The sequence below is a fragment of the Paenibacillus sp. BAC0078 genome, from assembly GCF_054483875.1.
The window spans coordinates 131613-147816 of record NZ_JBTLRW010000013.1 but is presented as its reverse complement, the minus strand read 5'-3'; the positions used below and the strand labels follow the sequence as shown (position 1 = coordinate 147816).

The following is a 16204-nucleotide window of genomic DNA, read 5'->3' as shown; positions in this document are numbered from 1 at the left end:
CGATGGGTTACCCGGGGCAGATTGATGTATTCAAGGACAAGCTGAACAAAAAAGCAAACGGCGGCAGCTATGTTATTGAAGAAAAGCTCATTCTTACGGATGGAGTTTTTAGAGGCTTGCTTGCGCATGACAATATCAACAACCAGACTATTGCTGTGTATACAGGGCCTCATTACAGCGGAATAGAGCTGCGGAATTTCTCAGTTTCCTTCCCTGATGACGCGCCTTGGCGGCGGAGCATAAGGATTTTTGCCGAGGTTCCCGAGGTGTATGTCACCTACGAAACGCCAGGGGATACCGTGGAAGCGGATGATATCAATGTCCTGCAATGGGGGCTTACTGCCGTTCAAAGTGAGTTGGAACGCTATAAGACTGAGGGAAACATAGATGGAGGGACATTTAGAAGAGAGGTGTAAAATGGCACAAACGATTCAGGTTAAACGCGGGACACGGGCAGAGCTTGCTGCTTATGGAGTTTTGCAGACAGGTGAGATGGGCTTTTGTACGGATACAAAGGAAGTCTATATTGGTGACGGTACCTCCAATTTTATGGTCGGCCATGCGCTGTCAGGTCCAGAGGCTACGCGTCCGGCAGCGGCATCCACGGGGCGCTTATATTATGTAACTGGCGGCACCAATACCGGATATGTATACTTCGACGACGGTTCAACCTGGCGACGGATCAATTCGCAGAAGCTGAGTGACCTGACGGGAACGGTGGATGACCTTGCCGATGGAACAACATATGCGAAGGTACTAAAAGCTGATGTTACAGCGGGACATATCAATAAAGTGTCTGACGGTACAAATGTCAAAACGGCTGCTGAGATTAAAAACCATATTGATGATGCATTCAAGCACCGTGTAATCAACGATACGGGAACCGCAATTACCGACCTATGGTCGGCGCAGAAAATTAAGAACGAAATCGAGCTGGCCAAGCATAACATTGAGCCTCAGGCTTCGGTAAAGAATCAGAATCTGACCGTTCCCCCGGTGAGCCCAGTTGAAGGTGACCGATACATTATTCCTGCTGCAGCAACAGGGGCTTGGGCGGGGAAAATAAATCAAATTACCGAGTATCAATCTGCAGCATGGGTGTACTATACGCCCGCCGTCGGCTGGACTGCTTATGTTGATGATGAGCAAAAAATTTATAGCTGGAACGGCAGTGATTGGGTGCGTACAGGGGGGGCATTACAGACTATTACGGCAGGCAATGGCCTTACCGGCGGTGGACAAGCCGATTCGGTGACGCTGAACATTGGTGCAGGCTACGGGATTGGCGTTACCTCAGACGCGATTGCTGTTACCGCTGGCAAAGGGATCATTGTAGATACGGGCGGGGTAGCGGCCAATATCGACGGAAGCAGCATTGTTTATGACACCTCAAACGGCAACCGACTGATGGTGGCTAGTATTGACGGCGGGACATTTTAGGGAGGCGACGACTATGGCTCTGAAGACTTTAATTCAAATCCGCCGCGGCCTCGAAAGTGCGCTGGGTACGCTTGCTGTTGGAGAACTGGGCTATTGCACCGATACAGGCAAGCTGTACATCGGGACGGACAGTGTCAACAAATTGCTCGTAGCTTCACACAGCACCGGTGATATGCTGAAAAGCATCTACGATACAAACAACAATGGCAAAGTGGATTACGCCCAGGTGGCGGATACTGTATCCTGGTCCGGTGTGGATGGCAAGCCGACGGTATTTCCACCAGCGGCACATACGCATGAATACATGCCTAAAGGCCCGCTGAGCTGGAATCAGCTAAAAGGGGTGTAATTATGGCCTATGGTGAGAATTTATATGGCACATTGAGTTATGCCTCCAGCCAGTCCACGCATGAAGGACCCGAGCTCGGTAAGCCAGACCTGATGGAATACCTTCCTGAGTATTACCAGGGTGTGCCTGAAATGGAGCAGCTTCAGGAGAGCAACGCCGTGGAATGTGGACGGCTCGCTTATTCAATTGAGGATTCTGCATTGCAGACAAATGTAGAATCGGCAACCTGGGGACTCGCGCGTTGGGAGAATGTACTGGCATTAACTACGGACAGTACGAAATCCTATGCTACCCGTAGAGAGATGATCAAGGCTAAGCTACGCGGAAGCGGGACCACCACACCGGAGATGATCCAGCGGACGGCCTCCGCTTTTTCTGGAGGAGATGTTCAGGTTGTGGAGGTGCCGGGGGAGTACAGTTTTGAAGTGCGTTTTGTAGGCACGTTGGGCATTCCGGCGAATATGGCAGGGCTGATTCAGATGATTGAAGAGATTAAGCCAGCGCATCTGGATTATAAGTTTGTGTACAGCTATACCTGGTGGGATTCATTAAAGTCGCTCACTTGGAATGGTGCACATGATAGAACATGGAACGAATTAAGAGTATACGAATAGGAGAGTGAACTATGCAGACTACGGGCAATTTGGGGCTGAAAAAGCCGGATGGCACAGACATTGTAGATATCGCGGATTTGAACGGCAATATGGATATTCTGGATACCGCCGTAAAAAATGTGCAGGATCATGCAGCGGATTCGGTTAAGCATATTACAGCCGCAGAGCGCACGGCTTGGAACGCCAAAGCTTCTACGGCTGCAGCAACCGCCAGCACAGCGGGGCTGATGGCAGCAAGCGATAAAGCTAAGCTGGATGGGGTAGCGGCCGGGGCAAATAATTATTCGCATCCTAATCATACGGGCGATGTGACAAGTACAGGGGATGGCGTTACAGCCATTGCTCCGGGCGTTATTGTAAATGCAGACATCAATGCGGCTGCCGCGATTGACGCATCGAAGATTGGTACTGGGGTTGTGTCAAATACGGAGTTTGGGTATTTAGATGGGGTGACGAGCGGGATACAGGGGCAACTTAATGCCCGACCATTGTTGACAACAACGCCGCAGCAGACGACAGGAGATATCACCTATTATGTCCGAACGGATGGTAATGATAGTAATAATGGGTTGGCGAATACGGCGGCCGGGGCATTCAAGACAATTACTAAGGCGTTTAGTATGATTCCACCAATTGTAAATCATAATGTCATTATTGTTTTTGCACCTGGATTGTACAATGAGGTATTAACAATTGGTGGTTACTCTGGTTCTGGAAATGTAAGTATTAATCCTGATGTAAGTGCTTTAAATACAACTTACAATATACAATCACTAAGGGTTGTAAATTGTAGTGTTAAAATTTCTGCAAAAGGGATTAATGCTCAAACAACATCAAATCATGCTTTTATGGTGGAAAATTGTACAAATGTTGAGTTTTATTGGTGTCAAGCTTCTGCTTCGACAACAGCTAGTCATGGATTTGTTTCAGTTTCTTCAAAGCTGTACGCTTACGGTTGTAGAGTATCCAATAAATATGCTGCTTTTTATGTAGGGCAAAATGCACAAATGCTTGTATGGAGTGCAGATGGGACAGCGAACAAAGTGTCATTATATGCCGGGGAAGGTGGAATTCTTACTTACAACGGTACTATACCGACCTCCCCAACAATATCTCTTACTGCAACACAAAACGGTGGTAATATAATGGCTAATGTTATTAACCCTTGGGGAGATAATACGTGGGCCTCCAGATCTTTTGTAAGAGCCTACCAAGGTACTGCTCAATCACTCTTAGCTACAACTAACACTAAAGTTAATTTTCAGGTTGAGTTGTCGGATAATCTGAGCGAATACGAACCGACCCTATCGCGATTTGTTGCCAAACAATCTGGTATTTATGTTATCAAAGGGTCCGTCGGTGTTGGGAGTATGGCAGCAAACAACCGAGTTGTGGTGACATATAATGTAGATGGCATGGAGAATAACAGACTTTTTGATGGCATAGTTGTGGCTGGTAACGTATCGTCAACGGCTTCTGGGATGGATATCACTTACTTAAGCGCAGGACAAGCCGTTGAAATATACGTATATTCCAATGTTGCTATGACGTTACAATCTTTGAGTATTAATACCGTTATTGAAATTATTAGAGTGGCTTAGGAGGATGGAAATGAACATACCAGCAGCAATTGTGCATCTGTATCCGGACGCTGATCCAATGCGAGATTTTTCCGTCCGAGATAACGGGCCGGAGCCGATAATGAGAAAAGGCGTAGATGGCCGTGTACGCTACGAGATCAAGTCACCAGAAGAAGGCAAGGAACCGATTGAGAACGTCCATTTTCGTTACGGTATCGACTATAACCTCCTAACCGAGGGTGAGGATTACGACATTGTAGAGCGTGGTCCATACATTGCCGTCTGGAACCTAGAAGTTCCCCAACCAACAGAAGCCGAACTGCGAGCAGCCTGGGAAGCCTACCAGGAAGCCGAAGCCAATAAGCTCCCGGAGCTAACGGAAGTTGAAAAGCTTCAGAAAGAGAATGTGCTGCTTAAGGCGCAGAATACTGTCCTTTCCGAAAGAGCAGATTTTATTGAGGACATTATTGCTGAAATGGCTTTGAAGATCTATTAGAATGGCTCGTCGGTTTTACTGATGAATGTCAACAGGGGAAGAGGGTGAGGATAAATGGCTATGTTTTTTGCGCAACGCGTAATTTTGGGAAAGACCAAGTTCACAGAGGTTCCGAACACTCTGAAATCTGGTGTGAAAGAAATCTTGGTTGATAGCAGTTTTGAATTTCTGACAGAAGAATAAATCAAAGGTAACACTTAACTAGTATATTTATCTCGCCCCCGGCCCCCTCCGGGGGCTATCTTTATATACCAGACAGAAAGGAGTGAGGCAATGGACAGCAATGACGTTGCAAACTTGGAGAAGCTCCTGCCTTTGGCTGATAAATATGGGTTGGCCTATATCGTGGCTTTGATTCTGCTTATGATTTTTCTTGTGCTGCTGCGCTCGATTGTCAAAGGGAATCTGGTGCCGCGTGAATTGCTCGAGCGTGCTGAAGAAGACAGAGACCGTCTGCAGAATATTCTTGATAAAGAGCGTTCCGATTTTATGGCACCTACGCTTGAGGTGCTGCAGAGGCTGAAAATTGATCACACTGAGGGCGGTGTTCATGAAGTAAATGAAGAAGATAGGGGGGGATAACGTGTTATCTGGATGGATCAAACGACTATCGCCCCTACACCGGGAGAGAGAGAGGGGACTAGCTCAAGCTTCAGCCAGAGTAATGTTCTCTATTCTCCGATATAAGGATGTATCCAAAGAGATTCAGGAAGAGATCCAAAATAACGGGTTTGCCGAATTTCTAATCTATGATCGAGGTGTCGACAATGGGCGTCATTGATTATTTGCTTTTATTTGCTTATACCATATCTTTTGTTTGTGCGCTGCTGTTGATAGCTGCGCTTTTTTTGTATTTTCGCAGACGTCTTCGCGCGAAAGTGGTCAGCTTGTTCATGCTTGCAGCTTTTTTCTTTCTAGGTGCTTATACCGTGAAAATGGCTGTTGCCTTTTGGATTAGGTTCGGCAGTGTGTCTGGAACGGATTCCGTGCTGGCTTCGCTCAAAACAGAGGCCTGGGCCATTGCCCAGATTGGAACTACTGCAGGACTGCTCATTCTAACCTTGCTGATGTTCACTAAGCGTCACGATCTATTTGTTGTTCTATCGGAGAACAAGAAAGGGGGAGCAAGCCATACTGACTCTAGCCCAAATCAAAAATAAATCCGCCCCCCGCCTGATCGGCCTGCATCCCGCAGTACTCGCAGCAGCAAAAACGTTAATTGAACGCTGCTATTCATGCGGTGTTCCGGTTCTGATTACTCAGGGGCTGCGGACGATTGCTGCGCAAGACGAATTGTATGCACAAGGACGCACCAAGCCGGGAGCGATTGTTACCAACGCCAAGGGCGGTTACAGTTACCATAACTATGGTCTGGCCATCGACTTTGCGCTGCTGCTGCCGAATGGCTCAAACGTGTCTTGGGATATGAAGCGAGACGGAGACAATGACCAGACATCGGATTGGCTGGAAGTAGTGCGGCAGGCCAAGGATTTGGGTTTTGAATGGGGAGGGGACTGGAGCAGCTTCAAGGATTATCCGCATTTTCAGATGAGCTTTGGACTGACGCTTGCTGGTCTGCGCGCTGGAGCAAAGCCCTCAGAGGCAGCTGTAGAGGCGGCATATAGGCTGGTGAACACGAAGGAGGAGCAGGCTGTGAAGAGTAATGCGATTGCAGTAGTAAAAGTAAACGGAGTTAAAATTGCCGACTGCTTCTTGGAGAACGGTGTAACCTATGTGCCGGTGCGTGCTGTCGCGGAAGCGCTTGGCGCCAAGGTTGGTTATGATTCTGTAAGCCGAACCGTAGAGATCACTAGCAGCCGCTAGAACATCCGTAGTATCTGTACTTTGATACTGATCACTGTTTTTGAGATAAAGACGAAACTGAAAGGAATGATTTCTATGATCAACAACGATATTCTGGATAATGTTATGGCCTTTGCATCGGTATTGGCAGTGTTTATCCTTGCTCTGGTACAATTAATCAAAAATAATATTAATCTTCCACGTAATGCTGTACCTTTCATCGGACTCGGAATTGGGCTGCTTATAGGGGCTGCTGCGTATCCTTTTACCAATCTGGAGCTAACGCTCAGGTTATGGTCTGGAGGGCTGGCGGGTTTGTCCGCAACAGGCTTATTTGAACTGGCCTTCAATAATCGTCAGGGAACAACTCGAAAGTGATACGTAAATTTAATTGACGGCCGGCTCTTCGGAGGCGGCTTTTTTTGTGTGTTTACGTAATGTATAATTACATAATCGCTACATAAACCCGACGCAGATCAGACATTATAATAGGAAGAAATACATATTTTTTTTAGCACTGTATAAATAGCCGGATTGGTGTATAATCTTAATTGCTGTATCGCTTTACAGCGCAATAAAGTTGGAGATTTCCGGGCAGTTTTATTGTATGATATGAGGAAAGCTTCAAATAGACAATGTTAAAAGCATTGATCCGGAAGAGGATGGGGGGAGCAGCATGACCGAACTTACGACTGCCGTCAGCAAAAGCAATTCTAATAATCTGCTGCGGCGTGACGTACGGTTCCTGGGGAATATTTTGGGCGAGGTCTTGGTTCACCAAGGCGGCAACGAACTGCTGGAGATCGTGGAGAAAATCCGTGAGTCCAGTAAATCGCTGCGCTCATTGTTTTTGCCTGAACTGCACAATGAATTTAAGGAGCTAATTAATTCACTGGATCCGGAGAATCGCCACCAGGTGATACGGGCGTTCGCCATTTATTTTCAATTGGTGAACATTGCCGAGCAGAATCACCGGATTCGCCGCAAACGCGACTATGAACGATCTGCCGGGGAGACTGTACAGCCTGGTTCCATAGAGAGCGCGATTCAGGAGCTCCGGGAGCGGGATTTCTCGCATGAGGATGTTCATGAGATAATGAATGCTCTGTCTCTGGAGCTGGTCATGACGGCTCACCCTACGGAAGCCATGCGCCGGGCAATTCTCGATATCCATAAGCGGATATCCGACGATGTTATGGGGTTGGACAATCCTACCCTGACCTTCCGCGAACGTGAACAGTTGCGTGAGAAGCTGCTTAATGAGGTCATTACCTTATGGCAGACGGATGAGCTGCGCGACCGCAAGCCTACGGTGCTCGATGAAGTACGCAATGGGATGTATTATTTCCACGAGACTATTTTCCAGGTATTGCCGGACGTATATCAAGAACTTGAACGATGTTTGAGTAAATACTATCCGGGCCAGAACTGGCATGTGCCGACGTATCTGCGTTTTGGTTCATGGATCGGCGGCGACCGCGACGGTAACCCCTCGGTGACTTCTTCTGTTACCATGCAGACCCTGCGTTTGCAGCGCAAGCTGGCTATTCGGGAATATCAGCGGATTATGCGTGAGCTGATGCAGTACCTGAGCTTTAGTACAAGTATCGTCAAGGTGACGTCTGAGCTGCTGGAATCCATTGAGTCGGATCGGGGCGTTATCAGTCTGGATAAAGCGAAATCCTGGCATAACGATAATGAGCCTTACCGGATTAAGCTTACCTACATGATTGCCAAGACGCAGAACGTTATGGACGATGAGAAAAAAGGCACGCCGGAGCGCTACTCCTCTCCGGAAGAATTTATAGATGATTTGAATGTGATCGACCGCAGTCTGCGGCATCACTATGCGGATTATGTAGCCGATACCTACATTAAGAAGCTGATCCGCCAGGTAGAGTTGTTTGGATTTCATACGGCAACACTGGATGTTCGCCAGCACAGTCAAGAGCATGAGAATGCGATGACGGAGATTCTGGCCAAAATGAACGTGACGCAGGATTATGCCAAACTGCAGGAGAACGAGAAAATCGTGCTTCTGGAAAAACTGCTGAACGATCCGCGCCCGTTGACTTCTCCATACCAGACATACACCGAGAGTACGGAAGAATGTCTTTCGGTATACCGTACTATTTTTATGGCGCAAGAGGAGTACGGCAAACAGTGCATTACGAGTTACCTGATCAGTATGGCCGAAGCAACAAGCGATATTCTCGAGGTAATGGTGTTCGCCAAGGAAGTAGGCTTATTCCGTAAAGACAACGATGGTACCGTCGTGTGTACCTTGCAGGCTGTGCCGTTGTTTGAGACGATTGATGACCTCCATAATGCACCGCAAATCATGCATACACTGCTTAGCCTGCCGATCTATCGTGATGCGGTAAGAGCGATGAATGATTTACAGGAAATTATGCTGGGGTATTCGGACAGCAACAAAGACGGCGGTGTGGTCACCGCGAACTGGGAATTGCGTGTTGCCCTAAAAGAAATTACAGCCACGGCTGATAAATTTGGCATCAAGCTGAAATTTTTCCATGGCCGCGGCGGTGCGCTTGGCCGCGGGGGGATGCCGCTAAACCGCAGTATTCTTGCCCAACCGGCTTCGACGATTGGCGGCGGCATCAAAATTACAGAGCAAGGGGAGGTTATCTCCTCCCGCTATTCGATGCAGGGCATTGCCTATCGCAGTCTCGAGCAGGCAACTTCCGCTCTGGTTACGGCAGCGATGCATGCAAGATCACCACAGGCGGACCTGAATGAAGAGAAATGGGAACAAATTATAGCGAATATCTCTGAGGTCTCGCTGAACAAATATCAGGATCTGATCTTCCGTGATCCCGATTTCTTAAGCTACTTTAAGGAATCCACTCCGCTTCCTGAGGTCGGGGAGCTTAATATCGGCTCGCGCCCTTCCAAACGGAAGAATAGCGACCGGTTCGAAGATCTGCGTGCGATTCCTTGGGTTTTCGCCTGGACGCAGAGCCGTTATCTGCTGCCGGCCTGGTATGCCGCAGGAACAGGCTTGCAGAGTTTCTATGACGACAAAGAAGAGAACCTGCAAATTATGCAGAATATGTATGCTAATTTTTCGTTCTTCACCACGCTGATTGATACGCTTCAAATGGCGATAGCCAAAGCGGATCTAATTATCGCCAAAGAATATGCCGGTATGGGCAAAAATGAGGAAGCGCGTCAGCGTATCTTTGGGCAAATCGAAGCTGAATTCAAGCTGACCTCTGAGCTGATTCTCAAAATCACCGGCCAGCAGGAAATTCTGGATAACGTTCCGGTCATCCAGGAATCGATCCGCCTGCGGAATCCTTACGTGGACCCGCTCAGCTATCTGCAGGTGCAGCTCCTATCCGAGCTTAGAGCCCTTCGCGAGGTCGAAGGCGATGACGCCGATCTGCTGCGTGAGGTGCTGCTTACCATCAACGGCATTGCCGCCGGTCTTCGGAATACCGGCTGACGCCCTTGCCGGTCACTTATGCACGCTAGCTGTTTATGATCTTAATCTTCACATCTTTTGTCTTTGAAATATTGTGTTATTGCAGTTGAAGTCGGCAAAGCCGCTTCCCAGCCCGTTCGCCTCAGTAATTGAGGCCGGACGGGCTTTTTTTGTTTGTGAAATCGAAGTCGCTGGAACCAAGCAGCTTCCTGTCTTTTGCCCCTCCCCCCATTGTTGCCAAGATGTATTTTGGGCCGAGCAACAGGCATTGGAACTTCCGCGAATGGAGCGGCGTAGAGGAAATTTGGAATTGGAGGAGCGGAGCGTTCGCCTTTATTGTCAGATTTCTACCGCGGGAAGCGGTTTCCAATCAGGAAATCTGACAATAACAGCGACCGGAAATCCAAATGTTCCTCGAAGCCTGCGACTAATGAGCGGACACATTTTCCCGAATGCCACAGCATCCCCCCAATATACATAGAAGGTAACAATCCATACCTTGATTTTTGAACAAACATGAATTACGATTTAAATGCTTGTACCGTGGACATTCAAGATATGAAATACCAAGGGCGGCAAGTCTGGGGGAGTTAACAGGTGGAGAATCTGGAAGGCAGATTGACAAAGCTCGCCTTGAAAGGCGACCAAAGAGCGTTTGCCGAGCTTGTGGAACTATATAAAGACAAAATATATCATCTGGCTTACCGGATGCTGAACAACCGCCACGAAGCGGAGGATATCGTTCAGGAGACTTTTTTGCGTGTGTATCGAAATTTGGACCGTTATGATGACAAACAGAAATTCTCGACTTGGATCTACCGCATCGGCACTAACCTTTGCATCGACAGACTTCGCAAGCGGCGGCCGACGTATTCACTGGATGCCGAGATGAACGACCAGGAAGGCATTGACGGCTATTCCATGATCCCAAGTGATAATGTGACACCGGAAACGGAACTGCTGCTCTCCGAGACACAGGGACTGATCTATGAGGCCATTGACAGTTTACCTGTGAAATACAGGTCAGTGATGATTTTGCGCTATTTGCAGGATTTGTCGCTTCAGGAGATCAGTGATGTGCTGGATATGCCCGTAACAACGATTAAGACCCGCGTTCACCGCGGCCGAGAATTTTTGCGTAAAAAATTAGGCCCCAAATTGTAAAAATAGATTATTTTTTATGAAACGTCATCTTGGCAGCGACGTATGTAAGTTAAGCAAGTCTTATGCGCCCTGCCCCTTTGCCTTGAAATAATTAAATAGCGCTCATGAAAGGATTGGCTCCTATGGAATGCAAACTGGCCGTCTCTATGATGCATGACTACCTGGATGACGACTTGCCCGAACTGCAGCAGAGGGAATTGAAGGAGCATCTTTTATCCTGTACAGATTGCCGTGCAAAGTTCAAAGAATTGGAACAGACCGATATGCTGATGTTTTCCCTGATGCACCAGAATCCTGTTGCCTCGGAGGAGCTTGTAGACCGGATTATGAATTCACTACCGAAACCCAAGAAGGAACGCGCGTTTGTTACCTGGATTAAACGGCATCCTGCGCTTACGGCGGCGTCAGTATTTATTCTAGTGATGCTGATGAGCTCTGTTACTTTTTGGAATCAGGACAGACAGCTTGTGGTCAGAGGAACCGATCTGGAACAGGTTGTCATCAAAGGAGATACGGTTATCGTACCTTCCGGCAAAACAATATCCGGCGATCTTACGGTGGAGAATGGTAAAACTCAGGTATACGGTGAAGTTAACGGCAATGTGACTGTGATCGACGGCTCTTTGTACCAGGCATCAACAGCTCATATCTCCGGGCAAGTCAAAAGTATAGACCAAGCGGTAAGCTGGCTCTGGTATAAAGTGACGAACATGTTCTCTGAAGTTGCCTACCGTTAAGGAACACCTGGTTGCTTTTAGCAGAAATATCATTTGCGCCTCTTTTTCCGGAAAGATGGCGCTTTTTTGTTGTCTGCAAACCGTACTGTCTCAATCTCTGCTCGCCCAAACTTGCAACCTGGGCTGGAACGTTATAACCTAGATATGAACCAGAGCTTACAGAGCTTTTACATAAACCCAGCTAATATGAAATGACGGGGGTTTTGGCATGAGTTATTTTTCCGACATGACATGGAAGGATTCCATTAAAGATATAATCGACATTCTGATCGTCAGCTACATTATCTACAAAGTGCTCAATATGGTGCGCGGAACCAGGGCGGTTCAACTGCTTAAGGGTATTCTGGTGCTGGTTGTGATCTGGGCAGTGAGTACTTTGCTGGACCTGTATACGCTGAAATGGCTGATGAACCAGATTTTTACGTTTGGTATATTTGCGGTATTTATCATCTTTCAGCCGGAACTGCGAAGGGGGCTGGAGCAGCTTGGACGGGGTAAAATTTTTGGACGGGCCACCGAGAATGACGAGGAGCTCAGCAAGCTGATCGGTGAAGTGATTAAAGCCGTGAATTATTTGGCACAGCGAAAAATTGGCGCGCTGATTGTCTTCGAAAGAGCTACGGGACTTAACGAATATACGGAGTCTGGTATCCCAATGCGCTCAGTGGTCAGCTCCGAGCTGCTTATCAATATTTTCATCCCCAATACGCCGCTGCATGACGGGGCGCTGATTATGCAGGATGGGCAGATTGCTGCCGCTGCCTGTTATTTGCCGCTGTCGGAGAATCCGTTCATCAGCAAGGAGCTGGGAACACGCCACCGTGCGGCGATTGGGATCAGTGAGGTGGCAGATTCAGTATCTGTTGTAGTTTCTGAAGAGACCGGCCAGATTTCACTGGCGATCAACGGGCAGATCGTGCGTGATATTAAGGAAGAATCCTTGATATCCAAGCTGTATCAGGAGTTGCGTGTCACTTCAATGCTGCAGGAGAAACGCTCCGCTTTCTGGAAACGGAAGGGGGAGAAGAGCAATGGATAAATGGATGAAGAATAATAACTTCAACAAAATTCTAGCTCTTGCTCTCGCCATCATCCTGTGGACGATTGTCCATGTAGATACAGCGCCTACTAGTCAGACTACTGTAAGCACCGAATCCAAAATTATTGAAAATATTAATATAGACGTTAAAGGATTTGATGAGGAAAAGTATGTTATGACTAAGGATGCCGAAAGTGTAAGGCTGGAGGTTCGAGGTAAAAAGTCGGATCTCACCTACAAGTTTTCGGACGATTATAAAGTGTGGATTGATCTAAGTAATGTACAGCCGGGGGATACTACACTTCCGCTGCATTATTCATTGCCCAGTGGTGTAATTCTGGAGGGGATTACGCCGAACGATGTGAATGTGCATGTGGAGCTCCGAAACACCAAGTCTTTTCCGATATCGGTTATTACCAAGGGTCAGCCGGCTGCAGGTTATCTGGTGGGAACCCCTGTCGTGGAGCCGGCGGGAACAGCAGAGGTTACAATGGCTGACAGCGAACTGAGCAAGGTTGCCAAGGTGCAGGGAGTCATTCAGTTGAATGGCGAGAGTGACAACATTACGGAAAATAAGCTGAAGCTGTATGCGTATGACAGCAGCGGTAATGAGATTAAGGATGCGGTCATTGAACCATCTTCCGTATCTGTGGAGCTGCCGATAACCCTCCCATCCAAAATCCTGCCGCTGGATATCAGCTTTACCGGCCAGTTGCCTGGTTCGCTGGCTTTGTCCCGGGTAACGCCTGAACAGGATACAGTAACGGTATATGGTACAGAAGCGACGCTAGCGTCTCTTTCGTCCTATGAAGCGACGCTGGATCTCAGCACTATTGATTCCGCAGGCACGAAGCAGTTGAAGCTGGAGCTGGCACCGCCCAAAGGAACTCAGAAGGTTGAACCGGGGGCAGTGAATGTCTCGGTAGTGACTTCGGAAATTGCTGAGAAGACCATCGACAATATCCCGATCAAGCTCGAAGGCGTAGATAAAGGGCTTACCGCTCAGATCACGGACCCAGCCGGTAAAGCTGTTACCCTGACTGTATCTGGAGCACCGAACCTGCTCAATCAACTAGACAAGAATAATATCAGTGTAGTGGCGGATGTGGTTGGCCTTGGGGCCGGGAGTCATGAGGTAGTTCTGCATGTATCCTTGCCAAGATTCATCTCACTGGGCAACGCCTCACAGCGGCTCACGGCGACCGTAGAGCTGTTGGCTGCGGCAACGCCGGCGGTCTCTGGGGCAACGGATAAGGGTGGAAGCGTGAGTGCACCGACCCCAGAGCCAAGCGCTGAACCCGCTTCAGGACAGGGTAATGTGACAGTTCCCACACAAAGCAGCGAAAATACTGCTACAACAACACCGGCTCCATCCGATATCCCTGCGGAGAACAATGGGACAACTGACGTTAATGGGAATGGCGATAGTGCCAACGGTACTGGTGGGACGTAACTTTTTAAAGTAGAATACGTCTAATAATATGTGTTATAAGCACACGCAATAAAAAATCATTCATACAATAATTCAATAAGCTATAGCAGCGTATCCAAAGGAGAAAACAAATGGGTAAGTATTTCGGAACAGATGGTGTGCGCGGAGTCGCAAACCGTGAATTAACAGCAGAGATGGCCTACAGTATCGGCCGCTGCGGAGGATATGTGTTAGCAGGCAATGTAGAGAAGCCGAAGGTTGTTATAGGCATGGACACGCGTATTTCCGGCCCGTTACTGGAATCGGCGCTTGTTGCCGGCATGTTGTCTATTGGTGCTGAGGTTATTCGGCTCGGTGTCGTAAGTACACCTGCTGTGGCATATATTACAAGATTGCTCAAGGCTGATGCCGGAGTAATGATATCCGCCTCACATAATCCGGTCGAAGATAACGGCATTAAGTTCTTTGGCGGAGACGGCTTCAAGCTTACGGATGAAACCGAGCTGCGGATTGAAGAGCTGATGGATGCAGAGAAGGATGAGCTGCCACGGCCTGTAGGAGCCGGTCTCGGGACAGTTACAGTAGATAATGATGCTAAATATCTATATCTTGAATATCTTAAGACTACGATTTCCGAGAGCTTTAAGGGAATGAAGGTTGTGCTCGACTGCGCTCATGGAGCAGCCTATGAGCTGGCGCCGCGTCTGTTCAGAGAGCTTGGAGCAGAAGTGATTGCCATCGGGGCAGAACCGGATGGGCTGAACATTAATGACGGCTTTGGCTCCACGCATCCTGAAGCTCTGCGTGAGGAAGTGCTGCGTCAAGGAGCGGATTTGGGGCTTGCTTTTGACGGGGATGCCGACCGGCTGATTGCGATCGACGACAAGGGTGAAGAAGTTGACGGGGATTTTATCCTCTGTATTTGCGGGGATGCCATGAACCGTGCCGGCAAGCTCAAGGATGGAACGATTGTTTCCACAGTTATGAGCAATATCGGTTTCTATAAAGCAACGGAGAAATTATCGCTGAATACAGCGAAAACCGCGGTCGGTGACCGTTATGTCATGGAGGAAATGCGCCGTGGCGGATACAACCTGGGCGGAGAGCAGTCGGGCCATGTTATTTTCCTGGATTACAATACCACAGGTGACGGCATTCTGACGGCGATTCAACTGGTAAATACCATGAAGTCATCGGGCAAGAAGCTCAGCGACTTGAAATCAATGATGACTAAATATCCGCAGGTACTCGTAAATGTGCGTGTGCAGGATAAGAGCAATTACCCGAACAATCCGGCGATTGAAGCCGCAATCGAGGAAGTGGAGAGCAAGCTGGGCGACAATGGCCGTGTGCTGGTGCGTCCTTCAGGAACCGAGCCGCTGATCCGCGTAATGGCGGAAGGGCCGGATAAGGCTGAATTGGATCTTTACGTAGGGCAAATTGTTGATGTGGTACAGCGTGAATTGGTATAAATCAGTACTGTTAGTGTGGTGAATGATCAGCCGGTGGAAGGAAATGCTTGATATGGGCTTCACCGGCTGAATGTTTTGATTGTTCAGTTTCTTGTGCAACTGGAAATTATTTCTCTATTGCAGCATTGCCAAAACGATGTAAGGTGCATATAATAGATTAAGTGTCATTCCAGAAGGAAAGCGGGGATAGTAAGGTTAACAACCGTAAGCGCCAGAGCTTGATCTTGCGCGGGGGAGAAGGGACGGCCTTAAGTTGCCCATCAGGGCAAGGCTTGAACGGATCACGGCAGATGTAAGCTGACGAGGTGGAGGTGTTCGAAATGTTCGGCGGGGACCTCCCGGTGATGCACCAGAGCCGTAAATGGAAACGGAAAATGCGAGGGCGACCTTTCACACAACGTTTCTGTGGGTGCAGACAGCAACGCACGATTCATGGGTATGCGCAATAACGGAAAGAAACACAGAGCATTCTGCCGCGGCAGAGGAGAAGACTGTGCATTTCATGAACCATATGCAACAGATGCTATCATTATAAGGATGGTACAGCCGGTTCCACTTGTTGAGTAGAAATGACAACAGAATATTTGCTTTTTCTCAAAAACATGCCGCACGGCACGTTTCTTTCCTTAT

16 protein-coding genes are annotated in these 16204 nt (G+C 48.2%); all 16 read left to right on the top strand.

The window, feature by feature from the left end:
- Positions 1–2 precede the first annotated feature (2 nt).
- The 16 genes from ACX1DY_RS22105 (at position 3) to glmM (ending at position 15574) form a co-directional block, all read left to right on the top strand.
- Positions 3–416 carry a phosphoglucomutase gene (locus ACX1DY_RS22105; protein WP_458966362.1) on the top strand — a complete coding sequence of 138 codons (414 nt, stop codon included), beginning with the start codon at positions 3–5 and terminating at the stop codon, positions 414–416.
- A gap of 1 nt (position 417) precedes the next feature.
- Positions 418–1440 (top strand): DUF2793 domain-containing protein, encoded by a 1023-nt coding sequence (locus ACX1DY_RS22100; protein ID WP_458966361.1) that lies wholly within the window; start codon positions 418–420, stop codon positions 1438–1440.
- Positions 1441–1453: 13 nt separating this feature from the next.
- Positions 1454–1789: a hyaluronate lyase N-terminal domain-containing protein gene (locus ACX1DY_RS22095; protein ID WP_458966360.1), complete on the top strand. Its 336-nt coding sequence runs from the start codon at positions 1454–1456 to the stop codon at positions 1787–1789.
- A 2-nt stretch (positions 1790–1791) separates the two neighbouring features.
- The gene (locus ACX1DY_RS22090; RefSeq protein WP_458966359.1) at positions 1792–2403 is read left to right on the top strand and encodes a YmfQ family protein; all 612 of its coding nucleotides are present in this window, start codon (positions 1792–1794) and stop codon (positions 2401–2403) included.
- 11 nt (positions 2404–2414) lie between these two features.
- A complete protein-coding gene (locus ACX1DY_RS22085; RefSeq protein WP_458966358.1) occupies positions 2415–4004 on the top strand; it encodes a hypothetical protein in 1590 nt (529 codons plus the stop codon).
- 10 nt (positions 4005–4014) lie between these two features.
- Complete coding sequence (locus ACX1DY_RS22080; protein WP_458966357.1) at positions 4015–4479, top strand: XkdW family protein; 465 nt, start codon at positions 4015–4017, stop codon at positions 4477–4479.
- A gap of 273 nt (positions 4480–4752) precedes the next feature.
- Complete coding sequence (locus ACX1DY_RS22075; protein WP_458966356.1) at positions 4753–5061, top strand: hypothetical protein; 309 nt, start codon at positions 4753–4755, stop codon at positions 5059–5061.
- 185 nt (positions 5062–5246) lie between these two features.
- Complete coding sequence (locus ACX1DY_RS22070) at positions 5247–5639, top strand: hypothetical protein (protein ID WP_458966355.1); 393 nt, start codon at positions 5247–5249, stop codon at positions 5637–5639.
- On the top strand, positions 5572–6303 hold the full coding sequence (locus ACX1DY_RS22065; RefSeq protein WP_458966354.1) for a M15 family metallopeptidase: 732 nt from the start codon (positions 5572–5574) through the stop codon (positions 6301–6303). The genes ACX1DY_RS22070 and ACX1DY_RS22065 overlap by 68 nt, the downstream gene beginning before the upstream one ends.
- Before the next feature lie 75 nt (positions 6304–6378).
- Positions 6379–6660, top strand: a complete 282-nt coding sequence (locus tag ACX1DY_RS22060) for a holin (protein WP_458966353.1) — start codon at positions 6379–6381, stop codon at positions 6658–6660.
- 298 nt (positions 6661–6958) lie between these two features.
- On the top strand, positions 6959–9751 hold the full coding sequence (gene ppc, locus ACX1DY_RS22055) for a phosphoenolpyruvate carboxylase (protein ID WP_458966352.1): 2793 nt from the start codon (positions 6959–6961) through the stop codon (positions 9749–9751).
- 576 nt (positions 9752–10327) lie between these two features.
- Positions 10328–10894 carry an RNA polymerase sigma factor SigW gene (gene sigW, locus ACX1DY_RS22050; protein ID WP_042239892.1) on the top strand — a complete coding sequence of 189 codons (567 nt, stop codon included), beginning with the start codon at positions 10328–10330 and terminating at the stop codon, positions 10892–10894.
- 122 nt (positions 10895–11016) lie between these two features.
- Complete coding sequence (locus ACX1DY_RS22045) at positions 11017–11631, top strand: zf-HC2 domain-containing protein (RefSeq protein ID WP_458966351.1); 615 nt, start codon at positions 11017–11019, stop codon at positions 11629–11631.
- A 208-nt stretch (positions 11632–11839) separates the two neighbouring features.
- Positions 11840–12670: a diadenylate cyclase CdaA gene (gene cdaA / locus ACX1DY_RS22040; protein ID WP_458966350.1), complete on the top strand. Its 831-nt coding sequence runs from the start codon at positions 11840–11842 to the stop codon at positions 12668–12670.
- Positions 12663–14123: a CdaR family protein gene (locus tag ACX1DY_RS22035; RefSeq protein ID WP_458966349.1), complete on the top strand. Its 1461-nt coding sequence runs from the start codon at positions 12663–12665 to the stop codon at positions 14121–14123. The genes cdaA and ACX1DY_RS22035 overlap by 8 nt, the downstream gene beginning before the upstream one ends.
- A gap of 110 nt (positions 14124–14233) precedes the next feature.
- Positions 14234–15574, top strand: coding sequence for a phosphoglucosamine mutase (gene glmM, locus ACX1DY_RS22030; RefSeq protein WP_458966348.1), 1341 nt, complete (start codon positions 14234–14236; stop codon positions 15572–15574).
- Positions 15575–16204 lie beyond the last annotated feature (630 nt).

Bases quoted from the DNA above. Each gene is read 5' to 3' on its own strand.
- ACX1DY_RS22105 (WP_458966362.1), top strand. From the start codon at position 3: ATGGGTTACCCGGGGCAGATTGATGTATTCAAGGACAAGCTGAACAAA.
- glmM (WP_458966348.1), top strand. From the start codon at position 14,234: ATGGGTAAGTATTTCGGAACAGATGGTGTGCGCGGAGTCGCAAACCGT.
- ACX1DY_RS22045 (WP_458966351.1), top strand. From the start codon at position 11,017: ATGGAATGCAAACTGGCCGTCTCTATGATGCATGACTACCTGGATGAC.
- ACX1DY_RS22035 (WP_458966349.1), top strand. From the start codon at position 12,663: ATGGATAAATGGATGAAGAATAATAACTTCAACAAAATTCTAGCTCTT.
- ppc (WP_458966352.1), top strand. From the start codon at position 6,959: ATGACCGAACTTACGACTGCCGTCAGCAAAAGCAATTCTAATAATCTG.
- ACX1DY_RS22095 (WP_458966360.1), top strand. From the start codon at position 1,454: ATGGCTCTGAAGACTTTAATTCAAATCCGCCGCGGCCTCGAAAGTGCG.
- ACX1DY_RS22100 (WP_458966361.1), top strand. From the start codon at position 418: ATGGCACAAACGATTCAGGTTAAACGCGGGACACGGGCAGAGCTTGCT.
- ACX1DY_RS22070 (WP_458966355.1), top strand. From the start codon at position 5,247: ATGGGCGTCATTGATTATTTGCTTTTATTTGCTTATACCATATCTTTT.
- cdaA (WP_458966350.1), top strand. From the start codon at position 11,840: ATGAGTTATTTTTCCGACATGACATGGAAGGATTCCATTAAAGATATA.
- ACX1DY_RS22060 (WP_458966353.1), top strand. From the start codon at position 6,379: ATGATCAACAACGATATTCTGGATAATGTTATGGCCTTTGCATCGGTA.
- ACX1DY_RS22085 (WP_458966358.1), top strand. From the start codon at position 2,415: ATGCAGACTACGGGCAATTTGGGGCTGAAAAAGCCGGATGGCACAGAC.
- ACX1DY_RS22080 (WP_458966357.1), top strand. From the start codon at position 4,015: ATGAACATACCAGCAGCAATTGTGCATCTGTATCCGGACGCTGATCCA.
- ACX1DY_RS22075 (WP_458966356.1), top strand. From the start codon at position 4,753: ATGGACAGCAATGACGTTGCAAACTTGGAGAAGCTCCTGCCTTTGGCT.
- ACX1DY_RS22090 (WP_458966359.1), top strand. From the start codon at position 1,792: ATGGCCTATGGTGAGAATTTATATGGCACATTGAGTTATGCCTCCAGC.